This is a genomic window from Cohaesibacter intestini (assembly GCF_003324485.1).
GTDB lineage: Bacteria > Pseudomonadota > Alphaproteobacteria > Rhizobiales > Cohaesibacteraceae > Cohaesibacter > Cohaesibacter intestini.
Genome location: NZ_QODK01000004.1, coordinates 30,850 through 56,622 on the forward strand (window position 1 = coordinate 30,850; position 25,773 = coordinate 56,622).

The 25,773-nt window shown below is 56.4% G+C and carries 22 protein-coding genes; 13 read left to right on the forward strand and 9 right to left on the reverse strand.

The window, feature by feature from the left end; all coding sequences use genetic code 11:
• The first annotated feature begins 215 nt into the window (after positions 1-215).
• The 10 genes from DSD30_RS14775 (at position 216) to DSD30_RS14820 (ending at position 12,897) form a co-directional block, all read left to right on the forward strand.
• Positions 216-1,304 (forward strand): TRAP transporter substrate-binding protein, encoded by a 1,089-nt coding sequence (locus tag DSD30_RS14775; protein ID WP_114010502.1) that lies wholly within the window; start codon positions 216-218, stop codon positions 1,302-1,304.
• Positions 1,305-1,528: 224 nt separating this feature from the next.
• Positions 1,529-2,068: a TRAP transporter small permease subunit gene (locus DSD30_RS14780; protein ID WP_114010503.1), complete on the forward strand. Its 540-nt coding sequence runs from the start codon at positions 1,529-1,531 to the stop codon at positions 2,066-2,068.
• The gene (locus DSD30_RS14785; protein ID WP_114010504.1) at positions 2,068-3,654 is read left to right on the forward strand and encodes a TRAP transporter large permease; all 1,587 of its coding nucleotides are present in this window, start codon (positions 2,068-2,070) and stop codon (positions 3,652-3,654) included. The genes DSD30_RS14780 and DSD30_RS14785 overlap by 1 nt, the downstream gene beginning before the upstream one ends.
• 625 nt (positions 3,655-4,279) lie before the next feature.
• Positions 4,280-6,265: an AMP-binding protein gene (locus DSD30_RS14790; RefSeq protein WP_114010505.1), complete on the forward strand. Its 1,986-nt coding sequence runs from the start codon at positions 4,280-4,282 to the stop codon at positions 6,263-6,265.
• Positions 6,266-6,291: 26 nt separating this feature from the next.
• Complete coding sequence (locus DSD30_RS14795) at positions 6,292-7,089, forward strand: ABC transporter ATP-binding protein (protein WP_171022166.1); 798 nt, start codon at positions 6,292-6,294, stop codon at positions 7,087-7,089.
• Positions 7,090-7,131: 42 nt separating this feature from the next.
• Positions 7,132-8,040 (forward strand): branched-chain amino acid ABC transporter permease, encoded by a 909-nt coding sequence (locus DSD30_RS14800; protein ID WP_114010507.1) that lies wholly within the window; start codon positions 7,132-7,134, stop codon positions 8,038-8,040.
• A gap of 3 nt (positions 8,041-8,043) precedes the next feature.
• Positions 8,044-9,120: a branched-chain amino acid ABC transporter permease gene (locus tag DSD30_RS14805; protein ID WP_114010508.1), complete on the forward strand. Its 1,077-nt coding sequence runs from the start codon at positions 8,044-8,046 to the stop codon at positions 9,118-9,120.
• A gap of 157 nt (positions 9,121-9,277) precedes the next feature.
• Positions 9,278-10,597 carry an ABC transporter substrate-binding protein gene (locus DSD30_RS14810; RefSeq protein WP_114010832.1) on the forward strand — a complete coding sequence of 440 codons (1,320 nt, stop codon included), beginning with the start codon at positions 9,278-9,280 and terminating at the stop codon, positions 10,595-10,597.
• A 231-nt stretch (positions 10,598-10,828) separates the two neighbouring features.
• Positions 10,829-11,647, forward strand: a complete 819-nt coding sequence (locus DSD30_RS14815; RefSeq protein WP_114010509.1) for an ABC transporter ATP-binding protein — start codon at positions 10,829-10,831, stop codon at positions 11,645-11,647.
• 11 nt (positions 11,648-11,658) lie between these two features.
• On the forward strand, positions 11,659-12,897 hold the full coding sequence (locus tag DSD30_RS14820) for a phenylacetate--CoA ligase family protein (RefSeq protein WP_114010510.1): 1,239 nt from the start codon (positions 11,659-11,661) through the stop codon (positions 12,895-12,897).
• Between the two features lie 64 nt (positions 12,898-12,961).
• On the opposite strand, the gene arsH is transcribed toward DSD30_RS14820, so the two are convergent.
• The 4 genes from arsH to DSD30_RS14840 all read right to left on the reverse strand — a co-directional run bounded on the left by arsH (position 12,962) and on the right by DSD30_RS14840 (position 15,278).
• Positions 12,962-13,714, reverse strand: coding sequence for an arsenical resistance protein ArsH (arsH, locus tag DSD30_RS14825; protein ID WP_114010511.1), 753 nt, complete (start codon positions 13,712-13,714; stop codon positions 12,962-12,964).
• 1 nt (position 13,715) lies between these two features.
• A complete protein-coding gene (arsC, locus tag DSD30_RS14830) occupies positions 13,716-14,123 on the reverse strand; it encodes an arsenate reductase (glutaredoxin) (RefSeq protein WP_114010512.1) in 408 nt (135 codons plus the stop codon).
• Positions 14,124-14,144: 21 nt separating this feature from the next.
• Positions 14,145-14,498, reverse strand: a complete 354-nt coding sequence (locus tag DSD30_RS14835) for an ArsR/SmtB family transcription factor (RefSeq protein ID WP_114010513.1) — start codon at positions 14,496-14,498, stop codon at positions 14,145-14,147.
• A 114-nt stretch (positions 14,499-14,612) separates the two neighbouring features.
• Positions 14,613-15,278 (reverse strand): ANTAR domain-containing protein, encoded by a 666-nt coding sequence (locus tag DSD30_RS14840; protein ID WP_114010514.1) that lies wholly within the window; start codon positions 15,276-15,278, stop codon positions 14,613-14,615.
• A 372-nt stretch (positions 15,279-15,650) separates the two neighbouring features.
• On the opposite strand from DSD30_RS14840, the gene DSD30_RS14845 reads away from it, so the two are divergent.
• Positions 15,651-16,625 (forward strand): SPFH domain-containing protein, encoded by a 975-nt coding sequence (locus DSD30_RS14845; protein ID WP_114010515.1) that lies wholly within the window; start codon positions 15,651-15,653, stop codon positions 16,623-16,625.
• A 52-nt stretch (positions 16,626-16,677) separates the two neighbouring features.
• Positions 16,678-17,127 carry an NfeD family protein gene (locus DSD30_RS14850; RefSeq protein ID WP_114010516.1) on the forward strand — a complete coding sequence of 150 codons (450 nt, stop codon included), beginning with the start codon at positions 16,678-16,680 and terminating at the stop codon, positions 17,125-17,127.
• Between the two features lie 89 nt (positions 17,128-17,216).
• On the opposite strand, the gene dmeF is transcribed toward DSD30_RS14850, so the two are convergent.
• From dmeF to DSD30_RS14870, 4 genes are all read right to left on the reverse strand, one after another.
• The gene (dmeF, locus tag DSD30_RS14855; protein WP_114010517.1) at positions 17,217-18,257 is read right to left on the reverse strand and encodes a CDF family Co(II)/Ni(II) efflux transporter DmeF; all 1,041 of its coding nucleotides are present in this window, start codon (positions 18,255-18,257) and stop codon (positions 17,217-17,219) included.
• A 187-nt stretch (positions 18,258-18,444) separates the two neighbouring features.
• A complete protein-coding gene (locus DSD30_RS14860) occupies positions 18,445-19,299 on the reverse strand; it encodes an OmpA/MotB family protein (protein ID WP_114010518.1) in 855 nt (284 codons plus the stop codon).
• A gap of 57 nt (positions 19,300-19,356) precedes the next feature.
• Positions 19,357-20,127 carry a MotA/TolQ/ExbB proton channel family protein gene (locus tag DSD30_RS14865; RefSeq protein WP_114010519.1) on the reverse strand — a complete coding sequence of 257 codons (771 nt, stop codon included), beginning with the start codon at positions 20,125-20,127 and terminating at the stop codon, positions 19,357-19,359.
• A 242-nt stretch (positions 20,128-20,369) separates the two neighbouring features.
• A complete protein-coding gene (locus DSD30_RS14870) occupies positions 20,370-21,359 on the reverse strand; it encodes a KpsF/GutQ family sugar-phosphate isomerase (protein WP_114010520.1) in 990 nt (329 codons plus the stop codon).
• Between the two features lie 268 nt (positions 21,360-21,627).
• On the opposite strand from DSD30_RS14870, the gene DSD30_RS14875 reads away from it, so the two are divergent.
• Positions 21,628-23,130: an outer membrane beta-barrel protein gene (locus DSD30_RS14875; protein ID WP_114010521.1), complete on the forward strand. Its 1,503-nt coding sequence runs from the start codon at positions 21,628-21,630 to the stop codon at positions 23,128-23,130.
• Between the two features lie 162 nt (positions 23,131-23,292).
• Here the strand turns inward: DSD30_RS14875 and mepK are convergent, their stop codons facing one another.
• Positions 23,293-25,314 carry a peptidoglycan L,D-endopeptidase MepK gene (gene mepK / locus DSD30_RS14880; RefSeq protein WP_425359471.1) on the reverse strand — a complete coding sequence of 674 codons (2,022 nt, stop codon included), beginning with the start codon at positions 25,312-25,314 and terminating at the stop codon, positions 23,293-23,295.
• Positions 25,315-25,773 lie beyond the last annotated feature (459 nt).

The following is a 25,773-nucleotide window of genomic DNA, read 5'->3' on the forward strand; positions in this document are numbered from 1 at the left end:
GATATTGGAAAACGATAGCAATTTTCCATTGGAATCAGTGGTCTTTTATGTTCGTATGTTGCTCGTAGAGGGGCTTTTGGGGAGGGAGTTGCGTATTTGTACGCACCGTCTGTCGCAGCTACTACTGTAGTGCCTCCAGAAGCGTTTATGTAAGCAAAAAAACCGACCGAACTGGTCTGCAATCACAAAGATTGCCTGTGGAGGAGAATTATTAGATGGATCGTCGTTCCTTTTTGAAGAAAGCCAGCCTTGCTTCTGGCGCAGCTGCAGCAACCACGCTTGCAGCTCCAGCAATTGCGCAGGATAAGCGCACGCTGAAAATGGTCACCACTTGGCCGAAAAACTTCCCCGGTCTTGGCACCGGTGCTCAGCGCGTCGCTGACCGCATCACTGCGATGACCGATGGTCGCCTGACCGTCAAGCTCTATGCTGCTGGCGAACTGGTGCCTGCATTCGAAAGCTTTGATGCCGTTTCTACCGGCACCGCCGACATGTATCACGGTGCTGAATATTACTGGCAGGGCAAGCACCCGGCTTTCAACTTCTTTACCGCCGTACCAATGGGCCTGACGGCAAACGAGCTGGATGCCTGGATCAACAATGCCGGTGGTCAGGAATTGTGGGATGAGCTGTCCGCCAAGTTCAACATCAAGCCTTTCATGGCTGGCAATACCGGTGTTCAGATGGGCGGTTGGTTTAACAAGGAAATCAACACCCTTGAAGATCTCAAAGGCCTGAAAATGCGTATGCCTGGGCTCGGCGGTGAAGTGCTGCGTCGCCTTGGTGCGTCTGCCGTGGCTCTGCCGGGTGGCGAAATCTTCCCATCCCTGCAGTCGGGCGCAATTGACGCGACCGAGTGGGTGGGGCCTTGGAATGATCTGGCCTTCGGCTTCTACAAGATCACCAAATTCTACTACTATCCTGGTTTCCACGAGCCAGGTTCAGGGCTTGCTTCGGGCGTCAATCTTGACGTGTTCAACAGCCTGTCGAAAGGGGATCAGGCGATTGTTCAGAATGCATGTCTGGCTGAAAACAACTTCATGTTCTCCGAGTTCAACGCCAAAAACGGTGCCGCTCTGGAAACCCTGCTGAACAAGCACAAGGTCAATCTGAAGCAGTTCCCTGATGATGTCTTTGATGCCATCGGCAAGGTGTCTGAGGAAGTGGTTGCGGAAGTGGCCAAAACCGACGACCTGTCCAAGCGCATCTATGACAGCTACATCAAGGCACGCAAGGATGTGGGTGACTGGAACCGCATTGCCGAGCAGACCTACACCGCCAACCGCGACCGCGTGTTGGGATAATCACTCTCTGATGAGAGCCTACCGCCCTTCCCGCCCCGGTGCGGGGAGGGCATCTCGCTCGTTTCGGCGGGCACTTCAACAATAAAAGCCGAAATGGCTGATGCTGCCCTTCTTTTGGGTCTGTGTCGAAGGACCTCCTGTTCGAGGTCGGGTGTGATCTGTCGCTTTGTGACGGATTTCCATCTGGGGAAGTCTGCGAACAGGATCAGCCAGGAGTTAGACATATGCGCGCTCTCGCGGACCTGATCGATCGGGTCAATGTTGTGACAGGCCAGACGTTGGCATGGTTCACACTCTTCATCGTTCTCATACAATTTACCGTCGTACTGATGCGCTATGTGTTTGGCGTTGGTTCCATCTGGATGCAGGAACTGATCGTCTATTTGCATGCTTTCCTGTTCATGCTTGCTTCCGCCTATACCTTCTCCAAGGAAGGCCATGTGCGCGTCGATATTTTCTATCGCGAAGCGCGCGCGCGGACGAAGGCTTATGTCAATCTGTTCGGCGCGGCCTTTCTGGTCATTCCCGTCTGCGTGCTGATCGTGTTTGCTTCCTGGCACTATGTTGCCAACAGCTGGGCGATCTTGGAAGGCAGTCAGGAAACCTCGGGCATTCAGGCGCGGTTCCTCTTGAAAAGTGCGATCATCGGGTTCGCTGTGCAAATGGGGCTGCAGGCCTTCGTGATGATGGTGCGCAGCTGGTACGCCCTGCAGGGCGATGAACAAGAGCTGCGTCGTCTGCAGCAAATGGGTGGGAGCCACTAATGGAAGCGTTCGCTCATATTCTTGATCTTTTGATGTTTGGGGCTGCCTGTGTCGTGTTGATGCTAGGCTTCCCGGTGGCCTTCACGCTGGCCGGTGTCGCGCTTGCTTTCGCATTGATCGGTTGGTCGGCCGGTGCCTTCGACATGTCGTTCCTGTCGGCTCTGCCACAGCGTATTTTCGGCACCATGAGCAACGAGGTGCTGATTGCTGTGCCTTTGTTTGTCTTTATGGGTGTAACACTGGAGCGCTCCAAGGTGGCCGAAGAGCTGCTCGACACGATGGGACGCCTGATGGGATCGGTTCACGGCGGGCTTGGTATTGCCGTGTCCATCGTGGGGGCCTTGCTGGCCGCTTCGACCGGGATTGTCGGTGCGACCGTTGTGACCATGGGGCTGTTGTCGCTGCCAACCATGCTCAAGCGCGGCTATTCACCGGAATTGGCCTGTGGCTCGATTGCCGCCGCCGGTACGTTGGGGCAGATCATTCCACCGTCCATCGTGCTTGTCATTCTGGGTGACCAGCTATCCAACGCCTATCAGAAGGCGCAGCTGGAAATGGGGATCTTCTCACCAGAGACCGTGTCTGTTGGTGACCTGTTTGCCGGTGCCTTGTTGCCGGGTCTGATGCTCGTTGGCTTCTATATCATCTATCAGGTGGTGATTGCCATTCTCAAGCCAAGCTCCGCACCATCCATTCCGAAGGCTGAAAATCCGGGTGTGACGGGCAAGGAAATCCTTCATGCGCTGGTGCCGCCGATCCTTCTGATCCTTGCAGTGCTCGGTTCTATCCTTGGTGGCATCGCCACGCCAACCGAAGCGGCTGCCGTGGGGGCTGTCGGTGCGATCCTGCTGGCTGGTTATCGTCTGGACGAAGACCACAGCTGGCCGATCTTTCTGGCGGCGGTGGCGCTTGTCGCGGTGCTGGTGCTGACGGCCAACATGGACTTGCGTGTGGCGCGGGACGTCATTCCGGCATCTGATCAGATTGCGATCTATGCTGCGGCCTTTTTCGTGCTGGTTCTGATGTTTGGCATTGTGACTGCAATCATCCGGCTCATCAAAACCGGCGTTCTCAAGCCGGTGATGGAAGGAACGACGCAGGTTACCTCCATGGTGTTCGTCATTTTGATCGGTGCGTCGCTCTTCTCGCTGGTCTTCCGTGGCCTTGGCGGCGAGGAAATGATTCAGGAAGCCCTGTCGAATATTCCCGGTGGTGCCATTGGCGCCATGATCGCGGTGATGGTGCTGATGTTCTTCCTCGGCTTCTTCCTCGATTTCCTCGAAATTGTCTTCGTGGTCGTGCCAATGGTTGCGCCGGTTCTGTTGCAGATGGAAATGCCAAACGGGGAGCCGATGAGCCCGGTCTGGCTGGGAATTATGATGGCCGTGAACCTGCAGACGTCCTTCCTGACGCCACCCTTCGGGTTCGCTCTGTTCTATCTGCGCGGTGTGGCACCACCAACCGTGCGGACGTCGCAGATCTATCGGGGTATCATTCCGTTCGTTATGATCCAGATCTGTGCGTTGGTCCTGCTGTGGTATCTGCCGGCTCTGGCTACCTGGTTGCCGACGGTGATCTATGGTTGATCCTGTCTGGATGGAAAAGATAGTATGACATTGAAAAGCCGGGTCTCCTGACCCGGCTTTTTTGTTGCCAAGCGCTTGCTTCAGGGTCTGCTGACGGAATGCGACATCTGGTCTCATTGCACGACTTGAGCAGGGCAGGGCACAGAATCACCTGAGCCAAAGAGCCCTGCATGGCAGAGAAGTTGCTGGCAAAATTGACTTATCCGGGTTGGTTTGGAAAAATGGTTGCGGGTGAAACCAACGAGCGGCTATTGCCCTTCGAGGTTATTCACAGAAGCGCGTGACTTTTGTCGCATAGCTTTGTTTGCGGCATCCGGGCTTGTCTTTTCTGGAAAGTCTTTTGACGTTTACGTAAATTGCAGTGTTGTGTGATCGGGTGCCAGAGGGAAGGTACTGATATTGCCACACAATTTGGAATGTTGACGTAAACGGAATGCAAAAGAATGATTATAAATCACGCACTTGCACAATTATGAAAGTTCAAAAAACACGCTTTTGCTTTCTAAATCCTTCGGCCAATAAGCACCACTGCCCCTTGATTTGTCCGTTCCTTTCAGCGTTAGATTGAAAAAAATATAAATAACCCAATCAATGGGACCCTTCTTAGGGAACAGAGGAAACGACTATGTCAGTTGCGGAGGAGACTGCATCGACGCGTTTGGAAACCTTTCCAGCCGTGTTGTTGCGGAACGCCAAACAATGGCGGGATCGACCTGCTTTGCGGGAGAAAGATCTGGGAATCTGGCAGACCTGGACCTGGGGTGACACTTTGGAGGAAGTGCGTGCCTTTTCGGTCGGTCTTGCAGAACTGGGGGTTGGGAAAGGCGACCATATCGCCATTCTCGGCACCAATCGTCCACGGCTCTATTTCACATTTGCCGCCGCGCAGGCGCTGGGGGCTGTTCCGGTGCCAGTTTACGCCGACAGCGCGGCAGAGGAGCTGCATTACATTCTTGATCATGCCAACGCCAAGCTGGTGGTTGCTGAGGATCAGGAACAGGTCGACAAGATTCTGGAGATTTCGGACAAGCTGACCGTGCTTAAGGATGTGGTCTATGACGACCCGAAGGGTCTGCGAGACTATGATCACAGCCATCTGCATGCTTTTGGTGATGTGCAGACCATTGGTCGCAAGATGCTGGTCAATGAGCCCGGGCGCGAGCAGGCGTGGCTGGACGGGATTGCCAAAGGCAAAGGGGCGGATATCGGGGTGATGCTCTATACCTCGGGCACCACCGGCAAACCAAAGGGCGTGATGCTGTCGAATGACAATGTGATGATTTCCGGCATCAATGCCTGTGAGGCCGAAAAACTCACCGAGAAGGATGAAGTGCTCGCCTATCTGCCACTGGCATGGGTTGGCGATCATCTCTTTTCCTATTGCCAGTCCTATGTTGCGGGCTATTGCATTTCCTGTCCGGAAAGCACGGAGACCATGCAGACGGATCTGCAGGAAATCGGTCCATCCTTCTTCTTTGCGCCACCACGGATGTTTGAAGCTTTGCTGACCTCGGTGATGATCCGGATGGAAGATGCGAGTGCCATGAAGCAGGCCTTGTTCCATTATTTCATCAAGCATGCGGAACGGGTTGGCGAAGATATTCTCAATGGAAAGTCGGTCGCCTTCATGGATCGGCTGAAATACTGGCTTGGGGATCTGATCATTTACGGGCCGCTGAAAAACACCTTCGGCTTTTCCAATATCCGCGTGGGCTATACGGCGGGGGAAGCCATCGGGCCGGAAATCTTCCGTTTCTATCGCTCGCTGGGGATCAATCTCAAACAGCTTTATGGCCAGACCGAAGCCTCGATCTTCGTGACCGTTCAGCCGGATGGCGAGATCTATTCCGATACGGTGGGAAAACCGGCAAAGGATGTCGAAATCCGGATTGCCGACAATGGCGAGGTCTTGTTCCGCTCGCCCGGTGTGTTTGTTGCCTACTATAAAAATGAAGAAAGCACCAAGGACACCAAGGATGACGAGGGTTGGGTGCAGTCTGGTGATGCTGGCTTTTTTGATGATCGCGGTCACCTCAAGATCATTGATCGCGCCAAGGATGTGGGCAAGCTGACCAATGGGGCGATGTTCGCGCCGAAATATATCGAGAACAAGCTCAAATTCTTCCCCAACATCAAGGAAGCCGTTGCCTTTGGTGATGGCCGCGACAGTGCCACCGTCTTTGTCAATATTGACCTCAATGCGGTGGGTAACTGGGCTGAGCGCAACAATATCGCCTACGCTTCCTATCAGGAACTGGCGGGGCACCCGGAAGTCTATGCGATGATCCGCTCGCATATCGAGCAGGTGAATGCGGATCTGGCAAAAGAGCCGATCATGGCGGCCTCCCAGATCAGTCGTTTTCTTGTGCTCCACAAGGAGCTGGATGCCGATGACGGCGAGCTGACCCGCACCCAAAAAGTCCGCCGCCGCTTTGTTGCCGAGCGCTATGACGATCTGATCGAAGCGCTCTATAGCGACAAGGCTGAGCAATATACCAAGACCGAAGTGGTGTTCGAGGATGGCCGCAAAGGCTCGATCGAGGCGACGGTCAGGCTGTCTGACGCCAAGGTCTTCCCGTATGAAACCAGTGTTGGGGAGGCGGCAGAATGACTTTTCAAGGCAATGTAAGCGAGCAGATGAGCAATGTCGCCGCGCAACAGGCCGAGCCTGAAGTGATGCTGGCGGTTGAGCATGTGTCGCTGTCCTTCGGCGGTGTGAAGGCAATCACGGACATTTCCTTTGACATTCACAAGGGTGAAATCCGCGCCATCATCGGTCCGAACGGCGCGGGCAAGACCTCGATGCTGAATGTCATCAACGGCTTTTATCACCCGCAGGAAGGCACGATCTTCTGGCAGGGTGAGGTGCGCCGTCGGATGAAGCCCCACGAGGCAGCAAAGAGTGGCATCGCCCGGACGTTTCAGAATGTGGCGCTCTTCAAGGGCATGTCGACGCTCGACAATGTCATGACCGGGCGGGGCCTGAAGATGAATGCCAATTTCTTCTGGCAGTGCCTGCATATGGGGCCTGCCTTGAAGGAAGAGAATGCCCATCGCGCAAAGGTCGAGGAAATCATCGACTTTCTGGAAATCCAGCATATCCGCAACAAACCGGTGGGCAAGTTGCCTTACGGTTTGCAGAAACGGGTGGAGCTGGCTCGGGCTTTGGCTATGGAGCCGGACCTGTTGCTGCTGGATGAGCCAATGGCGGGGATGAATCTTGAGGAGAAGGAGGACATGTCCCGCTTCATCATCGAGACCAATCAGCGCTATGGCACCACCATCGCTCTCATCGAGCATGACATGGGGGTTGTGATGGATTTGTCCGACCGTGTCGTTGTTCTGGATTATGGCAAGAAAATCGGGGATGGCCCACCAGCAGAGGTGCAGGCCAACAAGGAAGTGATCGATGCCTATCTCGGCGTCTCGCACTGATGATCACCCGTATTTTCTCATTTGTTTGACGGAGGCAAGTCCATGGGTATGGAATTCGCTTTCTTTTTGGAAACCGTCATTTCCGGTCTGATGGCCGGGGTGATGTATGCGCTGGTCGCGCTCGGTTTCGTACTGATCTTCAAGGCCTCGGGCATTTTCAACTTTGCGCAAGGGGTGATGTGTCTGTTTGCGGCGCTGACCTTTGTCGGTGTTCAGGAAAAGCTCGGCTTGCCCATCTGGCTGGCTTTGCCTGCTGCGGTCGGGGTGATGATCCTGCTGGCGTGGCTGATTGAGCGGTTGATCCTGCGCCATCTGGTCAATCAGGATCCGATCATCCTGTTCATGGCAACCATTGGTCTGGCCTATGTGCTCGAAGGGCTGGGCGACGTACTCTGGGGCTCGGACGTCAAACCGCTTGATATCGGTCTGCCGCAAGGGGCATCAGACTATCTGCTCGACAATTACAATCTCTATGTCGAGAAGCTGGAAGTCGTTGCCGCGATCATTGCGATGGTTCTGGTGGCGGCTCTGGCGGTCTTTTTCCAGAAGACCCGCATTGGTCGGGCGCTGCGGGCGGTGGCCGATGACCATCAGGCTGCCTTGTCGGTTGGCATTTCGCTTAACACCATCTGGGTGATTGTCTGGTCGGTGGCAGGCATTGTGGCTCTGGTTGCCGGCATCATGTGGGGCACCAAGTCGGGCGTGCAATTCTCGCTGTCGCTGATTGCGCTCAAAGCCCTGCCGGTGCTGATCCTTGGGGGCTTTACCTCCATTCCCGGCGCGATTGTCGGCGGTCTGATCATTGGCGTCGGCGAAAAGGTTGCCGAGGTTTATATGGGTCCGTTTGTTGGCGGAGCCGTTGAAAACTGGTTTGCCTATATGCTGGCGCTCGCCTTCCTGCTGGTTCGTCCGCAGGGCTTGTTCGGCGAAAAGATCATCGAAAGGGTGTAACGGATGTTCTATCGCGAAACAGGTCAATTCAAGACCAACTATACCGACGATCGGGCGATTTTCCCGATTGCTCAGGATCGCTACGGCATGATCGTCATTCTGGCCGTTGCCTATCTGGTGGTGCCCTTCTTCGTCAATGACTATTGGGGCAACGCGATCCTTCTGCCTTTGCTGATCTATACACTGATTGCGCTGGGGCTGAATGTGCTGGTGGGCTATTGCGGTCAGATTTCGCTCGGCACCGGGGCTTTTATGGCGGTTGGATCCTATGCATCCTTCAAGCTGATGACGTCCTTCCCCGGCCTTGATTTTGCCGTGGTGGTGGTGCTTTCTGGTTTTGTCACCGCTTTGGTCGGCTCGTTGTTCGGTCTGCCGTCGTTGCGGATCAAGGGCTTCTATCTGGCGGTGGCGACGCTGGCGGCGCAGTTCTTCATCATCTGGCTGTTCAACAAGGTGTCGTGGTTCTACAACGATTCCGCCACCGGGCAGATCAACGCGCCAGAGCGGACGAGCCTGCTGTTCGAGGTGACCGGTCCGAATGCGCCGATCCTGTATAAATATTTCTTCTGCCTGATCTTTGTGACGCTGGCCGCATGGATGACCAAGAATGTCGTGCGCGGTCGCATCGGGCGTCAGTGGATGGCGATCCGCGACATGGATATTGCCGCCGAACTGATTGGTGTGCGTCCCTTGACCACCAAACTGACTGCCTTTGCTGTGTCCAGTTTTCTGATCGGCATGGGGGGAGCGCTGTATTTCGGTGTCTGGCTCGGGGCGGCAGAGCCGACCGAAGCTTTTGGCATTGATCAGTCCTTTTTGATCCTGTTCATGGTCATTGTTGGTGGTTTGGGAACCATCATGGGCTCCTTTTTGGGGGCTGCCTTCCTGTGGCTGTTCCCGATCGCTTTCAAGAATTTCATGGTGGACACGCTTGGTTTGTCGACCGCCATGTCAGAGCATCTTCAGATCATTCTGATGGGTGCGCTCATCATCTTCTTCCTGATCGTCGAGCCGCATGGGCTTGCCCGTCTGTGGCAGATCTTTAAGGAGAAGCTGAGAATCTGGCCTTTCCCGCATTGATGTATGAGGGTTCGCCGGTGGTCCCATGGAGGAAAGGGGCAATTGGCTGATCATGCGGGCAGGGCCCATAGGCTTCGTTTGTGGAGCAACCTTTTTCGGAGGAGTGTCTGACCAAGCCAACAAGAAGGTGGCAGGCACGCATATTGGAGGAACGACAATGAAATTTGCCAAGACGAAACTGGCCGTGGCCTGTCTGGCGGCAAGCCTGATGGCACCGGCCGCGGCGATGGCCAGCGAGCTGGTTCTGCCATCGCTCGACTATCGGACCGGTCCTTACGCGCCGGGCGGTATTCCCTATGCCAACGGCTACGCGGACTATTTCGCGCTGCTCAATGAACGCGACGGCGGCATCAACGGGGTGAAAGCCAATGTGGTGCCCTGCGAGACCGGCTACAACACCAAAAAGGGTGTTGAATGCTACGAGAAAACCAAGAATATCGGCTCTGGCGCGCTGGCCTATCTGCCCTTGTCCACCGGCATCACCTATCAGTTGATCCCGAAAGTGACTGCGGACAAGATCCCGCTGGTGACCATCGGCTATGGCCGGACCTCGGCACGCAACGGGGAAGTGTTCGAATATGTCTTCAACCCGCCCGCTACCTATTGGGATGGCGCGACCGTTGCCATCAAGCATGTGATTGATAGTGAGGGTGGGGAAGCCAACCTCAAGGGCAAGAAAATCTCCCTCGTTTATCATAACTCTGCTTATGGCAAGGAGCCGATCCGGACCCTTGAAAAACTCGCTGAGCAATATGGCTTCGAATTGACCTTGCTGCCGGTTGATCATCCCGGTCAGGAGCAGAAGGCAACCTGGTTGCAGATCCGTCGTGGTCAGCCGGACTGGGTGCTGATGTGGGGCTGGGGCGTTATGAACCAGGTCGCCATCAAGGAAGCCTCATCCATTCGCTTCCCGATGGAAAAATTCATCGGCGTCTGGTGGTCCGGTGGCGAGAATGACGTGCTGCCAGCGGGTGACGCGGCCAATGGCTACAAGGCCTTGAATTTCGTCAATGTTGGCTCTGACTTCCCGCTGTTTGCCGATATCAAGACCCATGTCTATGGCAAAGGCAAAGCGGTCGATCCGGACTTCAAAGATCGCATTGGCGAGACCCATTATAACCGTGGCATCTATGCCGGTGTGATCGTGGCCGAAGCCATTCGCAAGGCGATGGAGATCCATGACACCAAGGAGCTAACCGGCGAGATGGTCAAGGAAGGCTTCGAAGCCCTCGAAATCTCCGATGCCCGCTGGGCAGAACTGGGTCTTCCCGGCTTCACCGGTGCGGTCAAGCTTGGCTGTTCGGACCATCGCGGTCCATCCAAGATTGCCGTCCAGCAGTGGAATGCATCAGCCAAGAAATGGGCCCTCATCTCCGACTTTGTCGAGCCGATGGATGATGTGACCACGCCGTTGATCAAAGAAGACTCCATGGCTTACGCCAAGGAAAACAGCTTCGAGCCACGCAAGTGCATGTGATGACCATGGGATGATGGTGCCGGAGTGCCCTTTGTGTGCTCCGGTGGTCGTCGATCCCGTGGACAAAAGAGCAAGGGGCGAGTGATGCGGCCCGGTTTCGGCCCTTGCCAACCGGATCGAGTTTTCGATCCAACCTGTCGCGGCCTGCTCGCGACAGGCTTTTGAGACATATATGCCATTGCAAAATCCAGATTGGGACAGGCCGAGGTGACATTCGGGGAGGAGACTTAGGTGACTGACGTCAAGAGCGATACGATTCTGTCGGTAAACAATATCGAGGTGATCTATGATCACGTCATTCTGGTGCTCAAGGGTGTTTCGTTGACCGTTCCCCGTGGCGGCATTGTGGCTATTCTTGGGGCCAACGGGGCGGGCAAGACCACGACCCTGAAGGCGATCTCCAATCTGCTGGGGGCCGAGCGTGGCGATGTGACCAAGGGCTCGATTGTCTTTGAAGGCGAACAGGTGCAGGCGCTGAGCCCGAATGATCTGGTACGACGTGGCTGCATTCAGGTGATGGAAGGCCGTCATTGTTTTGGCCATTTGTCGATCGAGGAAAATCTGTTGACCGGGGCCTATACCCGCAAGGATGGCGCTGCTGCGATCAAGCGCGACCTTGAAATGGTCTATGATTATTTCCCCCGTCTGCGTGAGCGGCGGCAATCGCAGGCCGGTTACACATCGGGTGGGGAACAGCAAATGTGCGCTATTGGCCGGGCGATGATGGCCAGTCCGTCGATGATCCTGCTCGATGAACCCTCCATGGGTCTTGCGCCGCAGCTGGTGGAAGAGATTTTTGAGATCGTCAAACAGCTGAATGAGAAGGAAGGGGTGTCCTTCCTGCTGGCCGAGCAGAATACCTCCGTTGCCCTGCGCTATGCCTCCTATGGCTATATTCTGGAAGGTGGGCGCGTGGTGATGGATGGCGCTGCCAAGGATCTCAGCGAGAATGAGGATGTGAAGGAATTCTATCTCGGCGTTGGTGGCGAAGGGCAGAAATCCTTCCGCAATGTGAAGCATTATAAGCGCCGCAAGCGCTGGCTGGCCTGATCGGGTGACCCATGTCTGACTATTTTGATGAACGGGATCTGCAAGAACCCGCCGCCCGCGAAAAAGCCCTTTTTGCCCGTCTGCCTGCGCTGATCGCGCGCGTCAAGGCTGGCGGCGCTGGCTGGGCAACGCATCTGGCAGAAATCGACCCAGCAGCGATCACGGATCGGGCGGCTTTGGCCAGCCTGCCGGTGTTGCGCAAGAGCGTGTTGCAGGCAGCCCAGAAGGCCAATCCCCCCTTTGGTGGCTTTGCCATTGGCGAGCCGAAGGACTTTGGTCGGGTCTTTATGTCGCCCGGTCCGATCTGGGAACCGCAGGGGCTTGGAATTGATCCTTGGCGTGGGGCGCGGGCGCTGTTTGCGGCAGGCCTCAGACCCGGTGACATGGTGCATAATGCCTTTGCCTATCATATGACGCCGGGTGGCTTCATTCTGGATGAAAGCGCCCGGGCACTGGGCTGCGCGGTTTTCCCGGCTGGCATCGGCAATACCGAAATGCAGGTGGAGGCGATGGCGAGCCTGAAGCCGGTTGCCTATGTCGGAACGCCGGATTTCCTCAAGGTGATTTTGGAAAAAGCCGATGAGATGGGTGTCACGCTCGACAGCCTGAAAAAGGCGCTTGTGTCGGGCGGGGCTTTGTTTCCCTCAATGCGCGCGGCCTACCAAGCGCGCGGCATTGCCACGGCGCAATGTTATGCGACGGCGGATCTGGGCATCATCGCCTATGAGAGTCTTGGCTCTGAGGGGATGCTGATCAATGAGGATTTCATTGTCGAGATTGTCCGTCCCGGCACCAATGATCCGGTGGCCGATGGCGAGGTTGGGGAGCTGGTGGTAACAGCCTTTAGCGATGTCTATCCGCTGATCCGCTTTGGCACAGGCGATTTGACGGCAATCCTGCCCGAGCCGAGCCCATGTGGCCGGACCGCATCGCGCATCAATGGCTGGATGGGGCGTGCAGACCAGCGTACCAAGGTCAAAGGCATGTTCATCGACCCGACCCAGCTTGATGAACTGGTCAAACGGTTCGATGCGATCCTGAAAGTGCGGCTTGACGTGGAGCGCGCCGATGATCAGGATGCGATGATGCTTCGAGTGGAAGTCGGAGACAAGGCTGCCGTTGATGTGACTGCGGTGTCAGAGGCGCTGCGCGACATCACCAAGATTCGCGGATCGGTCGAACTGGTGGCCGTGGGCAGCCTGCCCAATGATGGCATGGTGATTGCCGACAAGCGCGATTACTCCGCCTGATCGCTCCACCTGTCTGAAACGAACGAAGCCCGCTTCCTGAGAGGCGGGCTTGTTCTATTCTGGCCTATTTGATATCCGCCCCATTGACGCGATCGATCAATTGCTGGCCGGTTTCCACCCGCTCGGAATAGCGGTCGACCAGATAGTCGCTGCGGCTGCGGGTCATCCAGGTGAACTTCATCAGTTCCTCACAGACATCGACAATGCGATTGTAATAAGGCGAGGGCTTGATGCGATCATCATCGTCAAATTCCGTGAAGGCCTTGGCGATGGATGACTGATTGGGGATGGTGATCATCCGCATCCAACGGCCCAAGATGCGCATCTGATTGACCGCGTTGAAGCTCTGGGAGCCGCCTTCCACTTGCATCAGGGCTAGCGTTTTGCCTTGGGTCGGGCGCACCGCGCCGAGGGACAGGGGGATCCAGTCGATCTGGGCCTTCATGATGCCGGTCATGGCGCCGTGGCGTTCGGGCGAGACCCAAACCATGCCTTCTGACCACGCGGAAAGGGCGCGCAGTTCCTGCACCTTTTCATGCTTTGCATCGGCATCATCGGGCAAGGGCAGCCCGGACGGATTGAAGATCCTGCATTCCGCTCCCATGCGGGTCAGGATACGAGCGGATTCCTCTGCCACCAGACGGGAGAAGGAGCGTTTGCGCAGTGAACCATAGAGGAGCAGGATACGCGGCTTGTGCCCGTCATCGCCGGGGCCAGCCAGTGCCTGAGCGTCGATCTCTCTGAGGTGAGTCTCATCGGCCAGATGATCCCTTTTTTCAAATGCCGTATTAAAGGCCTGAGGGTTAATTTGGTCCATCTCAAAGCCCCTTGCTGGTGACGACTTCGCCGTCTTCCTTGGTGAAGCTGCCAATGTCGACGGGCAACAGCTCCAGGACTTTTTCCGATGGGCGGCACAGATTCGTGCCCTTGTCGCTGACCACGATGGGGCGATTGATCAGGATCGGATGGGCCATCATGGCATCGAGCAACTGCTCATCGGTGAGGCTGTCATCGCCAAGGCCCAGTTCCTCATAGGGCGTTCCTTTCTGGCGCAGCAGGTCACGGGTGGTGATCGGCATGGCGTCGATCAGGGCGATCAGTTCTTCCCGGCTTGGTGGCGTTTCGAGATATTCGATGATGGTTGGCTCAATCCCGGCTTCGCGGATCATGGCCAGGACGTTGCGTGATGTGCCGCAATTGGGATTGTGATAGATCGTAATCGCCATCGGGGTATGGTTTCCTGTTGTTCAATCAGAGCAGCGTTGCGCTGCATGTGGTTGCGTAAGGATCTGGATCGTTGTGGCACACATTTCCTTTGAGCCGCCGCAACAATCCTGAAGCAAATAGTCAATCAGTCCGCCGATTCCCTCCATGTCAGCGAAATAGCGAACGGAGCGGCCTTGTCGCTCGTTTCGTATGAGGCCTGCGCGCAGCAGAATGTTGAGGTTGGTCGACATGGTGTTTTGACGCACGCCGAGCTTCTCCCCCATTTCCCCGGACAATAGGCCGTTGTTGCCTGCCTTGATCAAAAGGCGGAAGACATCAAGTCGGGTTTCCTGACTGAGAGCCGAGAAGGCTGTGATTGCAGTTATCTTATCCATATATCATGAATACTTGATATTTTAATCGATTGCAACAGCTAAGGGTTTATGCGGAAGGGGCCCGTGCGACTGGCTGGCGGACACAGCAATGCGGTTTACGGGCAAAAGGCTGTGTTAGATCAGCATGACGCTGTTATCTTCGTTCCGGGCATCCGCCGCATTGTGGCGGGATTGCAGACTCTTTTCCAGTTCATGGATGCGATTGAGAATATTCTGGCGCGTTGCAGCTCGGGTGGACGAAAGCTGATTCTTGTAGTCCTGCGAGTAATTCAGCAAGTCGTGCATATGTTCGGAAAGATCGTCCATGGTGTCGTCGTCGCGGATCGGGCGCGAGATCAGGCTTTCGGCGCGCCGTTTGCTGGGCGGCTCCGGTTGGACTGGCGTTGCATAGCCCGGGTTGAGGATGGCGCGCAGGCGTTCATTGAGGCTTTTGGGAGAGAATGGGCGGGAGATCACCCAGTGGGCACCAAATCCAACGGCCTTGGTAACCCGCTGGCGGGTCGGCTCCTGCATCAGAATGAACATGTGGGTGTTGGCGCCAAGCATCTTTGTTCGCATATTCTCGCGGCTTCTGAACAATTCAGATTCCTGAGCGGTCTCGTAATCGATGAAAACAAAGTCAGGGAAAATCCGGCTGGACTCGTCAAGACCGATCTCCACGTCTTCAAATTCGCTGACGCGAATGAAACCGGAGGATCGAAGCACGGTTCGGAGCAGTTTGCGCTGAAACGTGTTATGATCGACAAGCACGGCGCTGCCATGCCGTATTGGCTGCAACATCAGTGGTCCCCTTGGCTGACATTTCGGAACAGACCCCCATCTGTTCTGACAGACTGTTATGACAGAACGGGATTAAATATTGGGTAAAAGAAGTGAATCTTTTGCGGAATTTGCGAAAACTTCCCTTAGGGCAGGTTTGGGTGTGATGTTGCCCGGTTTGGCACGATGGGACTGGTGCGGGAAAGTTGGGCAGAAGAGGACTAAGTATTTGTTCTTGTTGTCGGCCTGACGCATAGTGATGCCACGCTGTTGATGTGTATCTGTGTCTGCAAAGACACTTTATGTTGATCAGACTTCAGGCGGTTGCGGTTGTTGTTGCATATCGGTGGTTGTTTCCGACCCTGCAATGGCTGCCAGTTGAGGAGTTGCTCTATGAATATTATCGGTTTTGATATTGTCGCCATCGTGCTGGTGGTGCTGTTTGTCCTGATCCTGCTGGCCGGGATCAAGACGGTGCCGCAGGGCTACAATTTCACCATTGAACGCTTTGGGGCCTATACGCGAACGCTAAGGCCCGGTCTGGCGCTGATTGTGCCGTTCATTGACCGGATCGGCGCCCGGATGAACATGATGGAGCAGGTGCTCGATGTTCCAAGCCAGGAAGTCATCACGCGCGACAATGCCGCCATCGCTTCGGATGGGGTTGCCTTCTATCAGATCATGAATGCAGCGGACGCAGCCTACGAAGTGCATAATCTGGAATCTGCGCTGCTGAACCTGACCATGACCAACATCCGGACGGTGATGGGGTCGATGGATCTGGATGAGTTGCTGTCCAACAGGGACGAAATCAATGCCAAGCTGTTGCATGTGGTGGATGCGGCTGCGGCCCCTTGGGGCGTCAAGATTTCGCGTATCGAGATCAAGGACATCAACCCGCCGCGCGATCTGGTGGAAGCCATGGGCCGTCAGATGAAGGCTGAGCGTGAGAAGCGCGCATCCATTCTGGAAGCTGAAGGGCAGCGTCAATCGGAGATTTTGCGCGCCGAAGGCGAAAAGCAATCGCAGATCCTTGAAGCCCAAGGGGCGCGGGAAGCCGCCTTCCTTGAGGCAGAAGCCCGCGAGCGTGCAGCCGAAGCCGAAGCCAAGGCAACGGAAATGGTCAGTAAGGCCATCGCTGAAGGCGATGTGCAGGCCATCAACTATTTTGTCGCCAGCAAGTATGTCGAAACGTTGGGCGAGGTGGTCAAGGCACCAAATCAGAAAGTCGTCATGTTGCCGATCGAAGCCACCTCCATTCTGGGGGCCCTTGGGGGCATTGGCGAGTTGAGCAAGCAGGTCTTTGGCAAGGACGCGCCGGGGGCCAATCGCTCCGGTCGGGTGCCGGACGTGCGCGATGACCAATAGAATAGGGGTCTTTGCGGTTTTTGCTCCGATGGCTGGCTAGGAAAGGGACAAGATGATACAGCAGTTTTTCATCGAACAGGGAGAATGGGCATGGCTCATTCTCGGTCTTTTGCTTTTGGTGCTGGAATTGCTGGCGCCGGGGACGATGTTTTTGTGGTTCGGACTAGCGGCCCTGATTGTCGGCATACTTGGTTTCTTCTTTGAGCTGAGCTGGCAACATGCCTTCATCCTGTTTGGCCTTCTGTCGTTGGTCTCGGTGATTGCCGGGCGATATATCCTCAAAAGAACGGCCTCGACGGCTTCCGACAAGCCGTTGCTCAATGCCCGCGCCCAAGCGCTGGTGGGGCAGGTCTATATTCTCGATGCGCCGATCGAAAATGGTCAGGGGCGGGTCAAGGTGAATGACAGTTATTGGCGCGTGGCCGGGCCGGATGTCGCCGCAGGGCAAAAGGTGCGCGTCATTGGCAGCAATGGCACGGTGCTGGATGTCGTGCCGCTCTGATCGCTGATCGGCCTTATCCTTCAAACGACAAAGCAGATCAGGCTTCCGTCTGGTCTGCTTTTTTGTATCGTACCGGAGGTTGCTTTGCTTCAGGACGTCTCGAGGTCGGGAATGGGCATGCAGGCCTCTTCAGTGCAGACATTGACCTCGATGGTGATATGGGCAATTTGCTGCAGAGGCTTGAGCAGAGCCTTGTAATGCTCGGCGCTGCGCGGATAATGGGTGACGACCGACAGGATCGCAGCATAGCGGTCCGAGCCGATATACCAAATGTGATGATCAGACACCCGATTGTCAGCATCGGCTTCGATCAGTTGGATGGCTTTTTGGGCGAGATGTTCGTCCGGTGCCCGGTCAAGCAAAATCGAACCGGTTTCTGTGACCAACCCGTAAGCCCATTTGCCGATAACAAAGGCCCCGACCAGCCCCATCATGGCATCCATCCATGTCCAACCAAAATGTTTGCCAAATAACAGCGCGACAATCGCCAGAATGGAGGTCAGCGCATCGGCCATGACATGCAGATAAGCCGCCCGCATATTGTGGTCTTTGCCGCTGGCGTGATGGTCATGATGGTCATGATGATCGTGATCATGGTGCGCATGATCATGGTGACCGTGGTCGTGATGATGATGCCCGTGCCCGTGCCCGTGATGATGGTGATGATGGCCATCCTCATGCAGCAGATAGGCGCTGACCAGATTGACAATCAGGCCAAGGCAGGCCACCAGCATTGCCTCGTTAAAGGCGATGTCCAGCGGGTTGAACAGACGAAGGATGGATTCATAGATCATGAACAAAGCCACCAGCCCCAGAATGACCGCATTGGTGTAGCCGCCGAGAATCTCGATCTTGCCGACACCAAAGGTGAACTGACGGTTGGCGGCATGCTTGCGGGCCAGCGAGTAGGCAAGCACGGTCAGACCCAACGCCCCAGCATGAGATGCCATGTGCCAGCCATCGGCCAAGAGGGCCATGGAGTTGAAGACCATGCCAGCAGTGATCTCAACGACCATTGTGACGATGGTCAACAGGACGACATAGAATGTGCGACGGGCATTTTTCCGGTTGCGATCATCATCAAGAAACTGATGATCATGTTGCCACTTCTCAAGCTGGAAAATATGCATTGATGTGTCCTAACGGGGTGAGGTTCGGCCTGACTGGAATGGAGATTGTACGTACCCGCGAGCTTTAGCAGAAATACGCAGTGGCTGAAATCTCTCTCAAAGGCGAAAGGGGCGAGACCATGTGTAAAGAGCGTTACTGAGGGGTCAGCAACGCTCTCTTGTCGGTCAATGCAGCCGATGCCCAGCCTTAGGGCTGATGGGTCGGTGGCAGGGGCGGCTCCTCGGACATCAGCAGGATCGTGATGCGTCGGTTGGCGGCCAGATAGGGGTCGTTCGGGAAGAGTGGATCCGTGTCCGATTTGCCTTCCACTCCAAAGACCTGATCGGATGCAACACCATGTTCCATCAGGATCGAGCGGACAGCGTTGGCGCGGTCTGATGACAATTCCCAGCCCGTATAGCCCGAGGTGACAGGTACGTTCGAGGCTGTGGTGTGACCGCTGATCTTGATCCGGTTTGGCATTCGGGCAAGGACCGGTGCCATGTGGACGAGGAGGCGGCGGGTGAAATCGTAGGGATATTTCGAACCTTCGGCAAACATCGAGCGACCATCCTGATCAACCATCTGGATGTTCAGGCCGTCCTTGTCTTCCTCGATGATGATATGCTTCGAAATTTCGGTAATTTCCGGCATTTCCTGCCAGGCCTGACGCAGGGAAGCGGCGGCGGTGGCAAACATTCGCGGGCGTTCGATTTCGGTTTTCTCGATATCGTGGGTGTTGGCTTCCGGGCCCTGCTTTGAGCGCTGGTCATGGCGCTCCTGGGCAAAGTCGGAGTCATTTTCCTGCGGCACCGCTGCGACCTGTTTGATGTGCTCGCGAACGGGCATGCCTTCGATCTCGATCATGCCAGCCTTGCGCATCACGGGTTTGACACCGAAGGCATCTTTCATCGATCCGGCAACGACCTGCAGTTTCTGATCGTCCTGAATGGAGAAGGAAATGATCAAAACGAAGAAGCAGACGAGCAGCGACATCAGATCGGCAAAGGTGACCAGCCAATCAGGTGCACCACCGCCCCCTTGTTGCTTTTTCTTGGCCATGCGTGACGCCTTTCCTTGTGATCAGTGAGACCTGCGTGGAGCAGATCTGGGAGCAGATCAGGCTGCTTCGTCCTGAAGCTCGATGCGGGCTTTCTCCGGCAGATAGGCGATCAGCATTTCCCGGATCAGGTTCGGAGACTTGTTTTCGCGGATCTGCATGACGCCATCGATGATCAGGGTCTGGTTGAGATCTTCACCATCGAGTTTGGAATCGAGCTTGTCGACAATCGGGATACAAATAATGTTGGAAACCAACGCACCATAAAGGGTGGTCAACAGGGCGATGGCCATGGCAGGGCCAATTGCCGAAGGGTCATCCATCGCGGCCAGCATTTGCACCAGACCGACCAGCGTGCCGATCATGCCAAAGGCCGGAGCCGCGTCACCGAGCTGTTTGTAGAAGCGTTTGCCCTCCTGAAGGCGCTCAATATAGAGATCGCGTTCGCGTTCCATGCTTTCGCGGATGAAGCCGGGTTCATAGCCGTCGGCAATGAACTGGACACCCTTGGCAAGGACTGGATCCTCAACTTCAACATTCTCAAGGCCAAGCGGGCCGCTCTTGCGGGCAACGTCGGCCAGTTCGGTGATCTTTTCAATCATCTCGCGCGGGTTGGTGCTCTTGCCACCAAAGGCAACTTTGCCGCCCGTTACAATGGCGCCGCCGATGCCGCCAAGGGTGAAGCGGATCAGAGTCGCGGACAACCCGCCGCCAATCACGATGAGAACGGAGGGAATATCAATGAACTGCCCGAGAGTGCCGCCCAGCAGAACAGCCGTCAACACAACGCCGAAAGCCGCGACCATACCGATTAGGGTTGCAATATCCATTCCTGTGTTCCTGTCTTCATGAGCCGGATCTGACGCCCGGTGCCATTTGATTAACTGGCAGTCTATGAAAACAGATCTAATGGATTGCTAATGAAAGCGCTCAAAGGCTCCGAATCTGAAGTAAATTTGATTAAGGTTACCAAAGGGATAACAAGGTGGGGCTGGCCCGGCATGTTGCCCATTGCAGCAACAATTCAGGGCGCAGGCCAGAGGGCCTTGGAAATGCAGGGGAATCGTCGGCTTTATGCCACGCCCGCCCGCAGGAAATCGTGCATATGCACAATACCGACCGGTTTGTCATCGGCGACCACGAAGATCGAACTGATTGACAGGCTGTTCATCATTTCTATTGCTGCAGGCACCAGCATGGTCGGAGGCAGGGTCTTTGGCATCCGGGTCATGACCTCCTCGACTGGCTTTTTGAGGAGGTTATCGGCCAGATGACGACGCAAGTCGCCGTCGGTGACCATGCCGATCAGCGCTCCAGCTTCGTCGATGACACCAACACAGCCAAAGCCCTTTTGCGACATGATGACAATCACTTCGCTCATTTTCACATCTGGTCTTGCCAGTGGCAGCGAGGCGCCCTTGTGCATCAGGTCACGTACAAACTGCAGGTTGGCGCCAAGCGAGCCACCCGGATGATAGGTCTTGAAGTCGGCGGCGGTGAAGCCGTGGCTTTCCAACAGGGCAACGGCCAATGCATCGCCCAGACAGAGCTGCATGGTGGTTGACGTGGTCGGGGCGAGGCCGTGAGGGCAGGCTTCCTTGACCTTTGGCGGACAGAGGCTGAGGTCCGACTGGGTGGCCAGCGTGCTTTCGGGATTGGATGTCATGGCGATCATCGGCACCTTGAAGCGGCGGGTGTAGGAAATGATGTTGGCAAGCTCGGCGGTTTCCCCCGACCAGGACATGGCCAGCACAATATCAACAGGCCGGATCATGCCCAGATCGCCATGGCTGGCTTCGGCTGGATGGACGAAGAAGGCCGGCGTGCCGGTGGAGGCCAGAGTGGCAGCCAGTTTTTTGGCAATATGGCCGCTTTTGCCCATCCCGGTGACGATCAACCGGCCTTTGGATTCGCGAATGATCCGCACCGCTTCTTCAAACGGTTGCTTGAGGCTGGTCTCCAACTCCGCTTTCAGCGCGATCAGGCCATTGATTTCATTGTCAATCGTCGAGTGTGCCGAGGCGATTGCTGAATAGTCGACGGGGGTAGCTGGAAGGGTCATCGTGGCCTGCCTGAGAATTTGAGATGGGCGATTTCTAGTACACTTTCGGTGGGAAAGAAAGTTGTTCTCAATAAGGCTTTCTGATGATCAGTCCGAAGGCTGCGCCTAAGGGGGAGGGGAAAGGAGTTGTTAACCAAAAGTGTTTACTTTCTGGAAAGGAATAACTGTGCCTGAAGTCCGCTTTCACCGCTCTCGTCAGAGGGGATGCGTGGCTGGCAGGTTTGGGGTGGAGCGCGGCTTTACCGAATTTCTGCAAGGCTAGTTTCGCATGCGGTTGCTGTTGACATCGACATCTCTGACCCGCCCCATCTTGGCCGGTGCATCTGTGGTGATCTTGCCGCTGATGGTGATGCTGTCGACGGGCGCTGATGCGCAAGAGGTCGAGCAAAGCGGTGCTCAGGTGCCGCAAAGCGCCAATGCAAGCCTGTGGCCGCAAACAGGGCAGCAAAGCGTGCAGCAATCGCTGTTTTCCGCATCCTCGACGCCACCCTTGCGCAGCGCGGATGGCATTGTGTCCAATGCCGCACCACAATCTGCACCGGCGACCACCGGATCGATTGCAGCAACCCGAGGTCGGGTGACCTATCCGATCCAGCCAGCAAGCCGTGCCCTGCCGCAGCAGCGTCCAGTCCCCCCTTTCGAGAAACAGCAGGGAAAGACCGTGCGAGGCAGCCGAGACAGCGATGCCTATGATGCGGTCGGGGTGAAAGCGGGCTCTTTCCTGCTTTATCCGTCGCTCACGCTGTTTGCCGAAGGCACAGACAATATCGATAATGCGGCGGTGGGAACCAAAGGGGGCATCGGGCGGGTGGCCTTGGAGGTGACCGCGCAATCTCTCTGGCAGCGCCATGCGTTGACCCTGGGGGCAATGGGTGTGTTTGAAAGCTACCAGTCTCCGAACCGCAAGCCTGACAACGAGCTTTCCGCCAATGCGGATCTGACCCTCGATCTGGCCGACCAGACCAAGCTGGCACTCGGCGCCCGGATGGAGCGCAGTAAGGAAGAGGCGAACAATCCGGATCTGGCTGCATCGGGCGGCACAGCATCAATCGAAACGGCCTACGGTTTGACGGCGAGTCTTGATCAGGGGGCTGGCCCGCTCAAACTGCAATTGCGTGGCGCGTTTGATCGCGAACGGTTTGACGAGGATGCCAGTCGCGATTATCGGAGCTACAAGGCTGGCGGACGTGTCGGTTATCAGGTGACGGATCAGATTCTGCCATTTGTTGATGTGGAAGTCGCCCGCAAACGCTACGACCAGCGCGATAGCAGCCTTGATGGCTATAGCCTGCGTGGCGCGGTCGGGGTGGCCGTTACAGATCGCGAGAAACTGTCGGGTGAAGTATCCGGCGGGGTGATGCTCTGGGATCCGGACAGGGCTTCTCTGGGGCGCGATACGATCCTGTTTGCCGACGCTAGCGTCAACTGGTCCCCCAATGCTTTGTGGACCCTCAAGGGTGGGCTGGAGACCAGCCTGACCTCCAGTTCAACTGCTGCGACCAGCGTGGCGACCCGGACCCTGTCGCTCGAAGCCGACTATGCGGTGCGGCGCAACCTGACCCTGTCGCTTGACAGTTCCATATCTCATGAAGATTATCGCGGGTCGGGGCGCAAGGATTGGGTATTCGATGCCACCTTTGGCGCCGAATATGCCTTCAATCGTTCGGTTCAGTTGATTGCCCGTGTCGGTCGTGAACAGCGCAACAGCAATGAAGCCGGGGCGGATTTTTCTGCCAACAAAATCGAAGTGGGATTGCGCTTGCGCCACTGATCCTTCGCGCCGCCAGTTCCAGTTCCAGTTCCAGTTCCAGTTCTAGTTCCAGTTTCAATTGAGAGGGGGAGGCTCCTGCACAGCAGCTCATGTCAGGGGCGTGTGCCCAAGGGCGCACCGTTGGGCCTTGATTGTCGCCATGGGCAGGACGCGGTTACGCTCTTACCGGAAGCTTCTGATCGACAGGCGTGCGATGGCCCGTCCACTGAAGCGGGCATCCTGTGGCATCTGGCCGGGAAGTCTGCTGAAGGTCTGATCGACGATGCTTGATGGTTTGCTGACCAAGGCACGGAGATTGGCCGGGATCGGACGGGACAGGCGGGCAAAGGTCGCCGTGCGGGTCGATTGCTTCATATGGGCAAAGTGCGCCATGCCAGATGGACCATAGGCGAAAGTCAGTTTTGTCAGATGCGAAGCATCTGCATCTGAGGTTCGCTTGGCGCGCGGGGGCACGTTGCGGGCCGCAGGGGCTTGCAATGGGGCTCGGTCGGCGCGGCGCGGCAGTTTGGCCATCATGTCGCGTGGCACACCGATGCGTTCCTTCAGATTGGACGGCAGGCTCGCCAGCTGTTGGCGTTCGGCCTTGCGTGGCAGGGATGCCAGATCTGACGCACTATTATCCGGTTGGGCGATGAGACGCGTGCGCGGGGCAGCCGTCGGCAGACCGGTGGTGCTTGCCGAAGCGTAGGCGGCCCGAACGATGGAGGCTTCATTGCTCTGTTCGGCTGCGCCGGTCAGCTGGTTGAGCACGCTTTTGGCGTCCTGCTGAGAGGCCGTGATTGGTGCGCGGGCATGAGGCAGAGCGGCGAGTTCGACCCGCTCAGGCTGTTTCGCTGCAACATGCGCTGCAACATTTGCTGGATCAGGGGCCGCGGCAGACGCCACTTGGGAGGCATCAGCAGCAGGTTCCGTCCTGGCTGGTTGCGGAGCCTGCCTTGTCTGGGTCACTTGTGGTGCGTTGGCCAATTGCTGGAGAACCGGCGAAGTTCCTATGCTGCCGACAGCACTGTCGTCAGGTGCGGTCTGATCAGCTGACGCGACCTGAATAGGCAGTGGTTTCGGCTCCGGGTTGGCGCTGGCCAACTGGAAGGAGCTGCTTCTCTGGTCGGCAGGGCGCGCGCGCGGCAAGGACCTGAAGAGGATCGGCGGCGCAGCTTGTTCGTCAGGGTTGGTGGTCTCTGCGGCTCGGAGCTTGGCGTCGGAGGCTTCGGCTGCTGCGATGATGTCATCTGCATCGATATTGGACGAGACGGTGAGCTGAGCGCTGCGAGTGGCCACAAGACTGCCCGGTGCGCGGGTCTCTTCCCGTCCGTCGGGACGCTTGGGTAGCGAGGCCAGTTGTGTTGGAAATTCTGTTGTTGTCGCTGTGCCAGGTGCATTCACAGTTTCAAATGTTGGCTTTGGCGGGGCTTTCGGGCCGCGATTGAGCAGTCTGCCAAGAAGGGTGCCTTCGCCTTGCGACGCGACAGGTTTGTTGCTGGCGACGCGCACGGGATCGGGGCTGCGTGGCCGAGCCGGTGCTGCTTTGGCCACCTGGCTGTAGCGACGGGCAGAACGGGTGGTGCGGATCATTTCAGCCTTGCGGGCTGCAACCTGCACTTTGGCTTTCTTGTAGCCCTTCAAGGGGCGACCATCGGTCGGTACATGAACCGTGTTGCCATCGGGAAAGACCCGCGCCAGCTGTTTGCGTGTCATGCGGGGCCAGTGACGGACATTGCCAGTATCAATATGGACAAAGGGCGAGCGCGACGTGGGATAATATCCAACCCCACCGGCCTGCAATCGGAGGCCAGCCCTACGGATTTTGCTGATTGGCACGCCGGGCAGGTAGAAATCCATCGCCTGCCCCTTGGTGTGACGGCTATTCTTGGCAACGCCTCGGCTGCGCCTGCGCAGCATGTTGTTGGTGGCCGGGGACCGATAGCCAGACACCACGTGAATCGGCTTTTTTGCCCCGGTTTCCTTGTAGACATTCCAGATCAGATCAAACAGCACCGGATCCATCTGGGTGCTTTCGTTGCGACGCCAGTCACGCAGGAAGCGGTTCATCTGGCGCAGCCCTTCGGGATCATAGCGACCATTGCGCTTGAAGGTGATGGTCTGGGTTTCTTTGGTATGGGTGTTGTGCAGGGTCAGCGAACGGGAGGCGGCCTGTGCCATGGTCGGAGCCATCAAGGGCACCATCAGAAGGGAAAGCAGGAATGCTGTCTGAAGATGGATGCGTGACACCACCCATGTCGCAGATGCTGACAGAAGGGGGCGCATTAAAGGCATCAAACGGGACAGAAAGACTTTGTGTCTGGCCACAGGTTGTCCAATCATCCGTCAGCTCGGGCTGACATACGCACAGTTTCGCTCCGCGGTCAGAGCAGCGGGAGCGGTGCTTACCAAAGTGAATCTGCATGCCTTGCCGGCCAAGGATTGCAGGTAAGTCTTCTTACTTTGTGTGCATTATGCTTGGCATTTGGTTAATGAAGGTCAAAGAGCCACGCAAAATGCATCACTCAACCCCGTTTGAGAGGTCAAATAATCGGTTCACGGCAAGTTGATCGGAAAATTGGGACGAAAAATGGCAAGGGACGGATATTGGTCTATCCATCCCCAGCTATCGGTTCATATGCTTTACCTGAGCGCAGTCAGGGT

Coding starts and splice junctions, on each gene's coding strand:
- DSD30_RS14775 (WP_114010502.1), top strand. CDS start 216: ATGGATCGTCGTTCCTTTTTGAAGAAAGCCAGCCTTGCTTCTGGCGCA.
- DSD30_RS14780 (WP_114010503.1), top strand. CDS start 1,529: ATGCGCGCTCTCGCGGACCTGATCGATCGGGTCAATGTTGTGACAGGC.
- DSD30_RS14785 (WP_114010504.1), top strand. CDS start 2,068: ATGGAAGCGTTCGCTCATATTCTTGATCTTTTGATGTTTGGGGCTGCC.
- DSD30_RS14790 (WP_114010505.1), top strand. CDS start 4,280: ATGTCAGTTGCGGAGGAGACTGCATCGACGCGTTTGGAAACCTTTCCA.
- DSD30_RS14795 (WP_171022166.1), top strand. CDS start 6,292: ATGAGCAATGTCGCCGCGCAACAGGCCGAGCCTGAAGTGATGCTGGCG.
- DSD30_RS14800 (WP_114010507.1), top strand. CDS start 7,132: ATGGGTATGGAATTCGCTTTCTTTTTGGAAACCGTCATTTCCGGTCTG.
- DSD30_RS14805 (WP_114010508.1), top strand. CDS start 8,044: ATGTTCTATCGCGAAACAGGTCAATTCAAGACCAACTATACCGACGAT.
- DSD30_RS14810 (WP_114010832.1), top strand. CDS start 9,278: ATGAAATTTGCCAAGACGAAACTGGCCGTGGCCTGTCTGGCGGCAAGC.
- DSD30_RS14820 (WP_114010510.1), top strand. CDS start 11,659: ATGTCTGACTATTTTGATGAACGGGATCTGCAAGAACCCGCCGCCCGC.
- arsH (WP_114010511.1), bottom strand. CDS start 13,714: ATGGACCAAATTAACCCTCAGGCCTTTAATACGGCATTTGAAAAAAGG.
- arsC (WP_114010512.1), bottom strand. CDS start 14,123: ATGGCGATTACGATCTATCACAATCCCAATTGCGGCACATCACGCAAC.
- DSD30_RS14835 (WP_114010513.1), bottom strand. CDS start 14,498: ATGGATAAGATAACTGCAATCACAGCCTTCTCGGCTCTCAGTCAGGAA.
- DSD30_RS14840 (WP_114010514.1), bottom strand. CDS start 15,278: ATGTTGCAGCCAATACGGCATGGCAGCGCCGTGCTTGTCGATCATAAC.
- DSD30_RS14845 (WP_114010515.1), top strand. CDS start 15,651: ATGAATATTATCGGTTTTGATATTGTCGCCATCGTGCTGGTGGTGCTG.
- DSD30_RS14850 (WP_114010516.1), top strand. CDS start 16,678: ATGATACAGCAGTTTTTCATCGAACAGGGAGAATGGGCATGGCTCATT.
- dmeF (WP_114010517.1), bottom strand. CDS start 18,257: ATGCATATTTTCCAGCTTGAGAAGTGGCAACATGATCATCAGTTTCTT.
- DSD30_RS14860 (WP_114010518.1), bottom strand. CDS start 19,299: ATGGCCAAGAAAAAGCAACAAGGGGGCGGTGGTGCACCTGATTGGCTG.
- DSD30_RS14865 (WP_114010519.1), bottom strand. CDS start 20,127: ATGGATATTGCAACCCTAATCGGTATGGTCGCGGCTTTCGGCGTTGTG.
- DSD30_RS14870 (WP_114010520.1), bottom strand. CDS start 21,359: ATGACCCTTCCAGCTACCCCCGTCGACTATTCAGCAATCGCCTCGGCA.
- DSD30_RS14875 (WP_114010521.1), top strand. CDS start 21,628: ATGCGGTTGCTGTTGACATCGACATCTCTGACCCGCCCCATCTTGGCC.
- mepK (WP_425359471.1), bottom strand. CDS start 25,314: ATGGTGCCCTTGATGGCTCCGACCATGGCACAGGCCGCCTCCCGTTCG.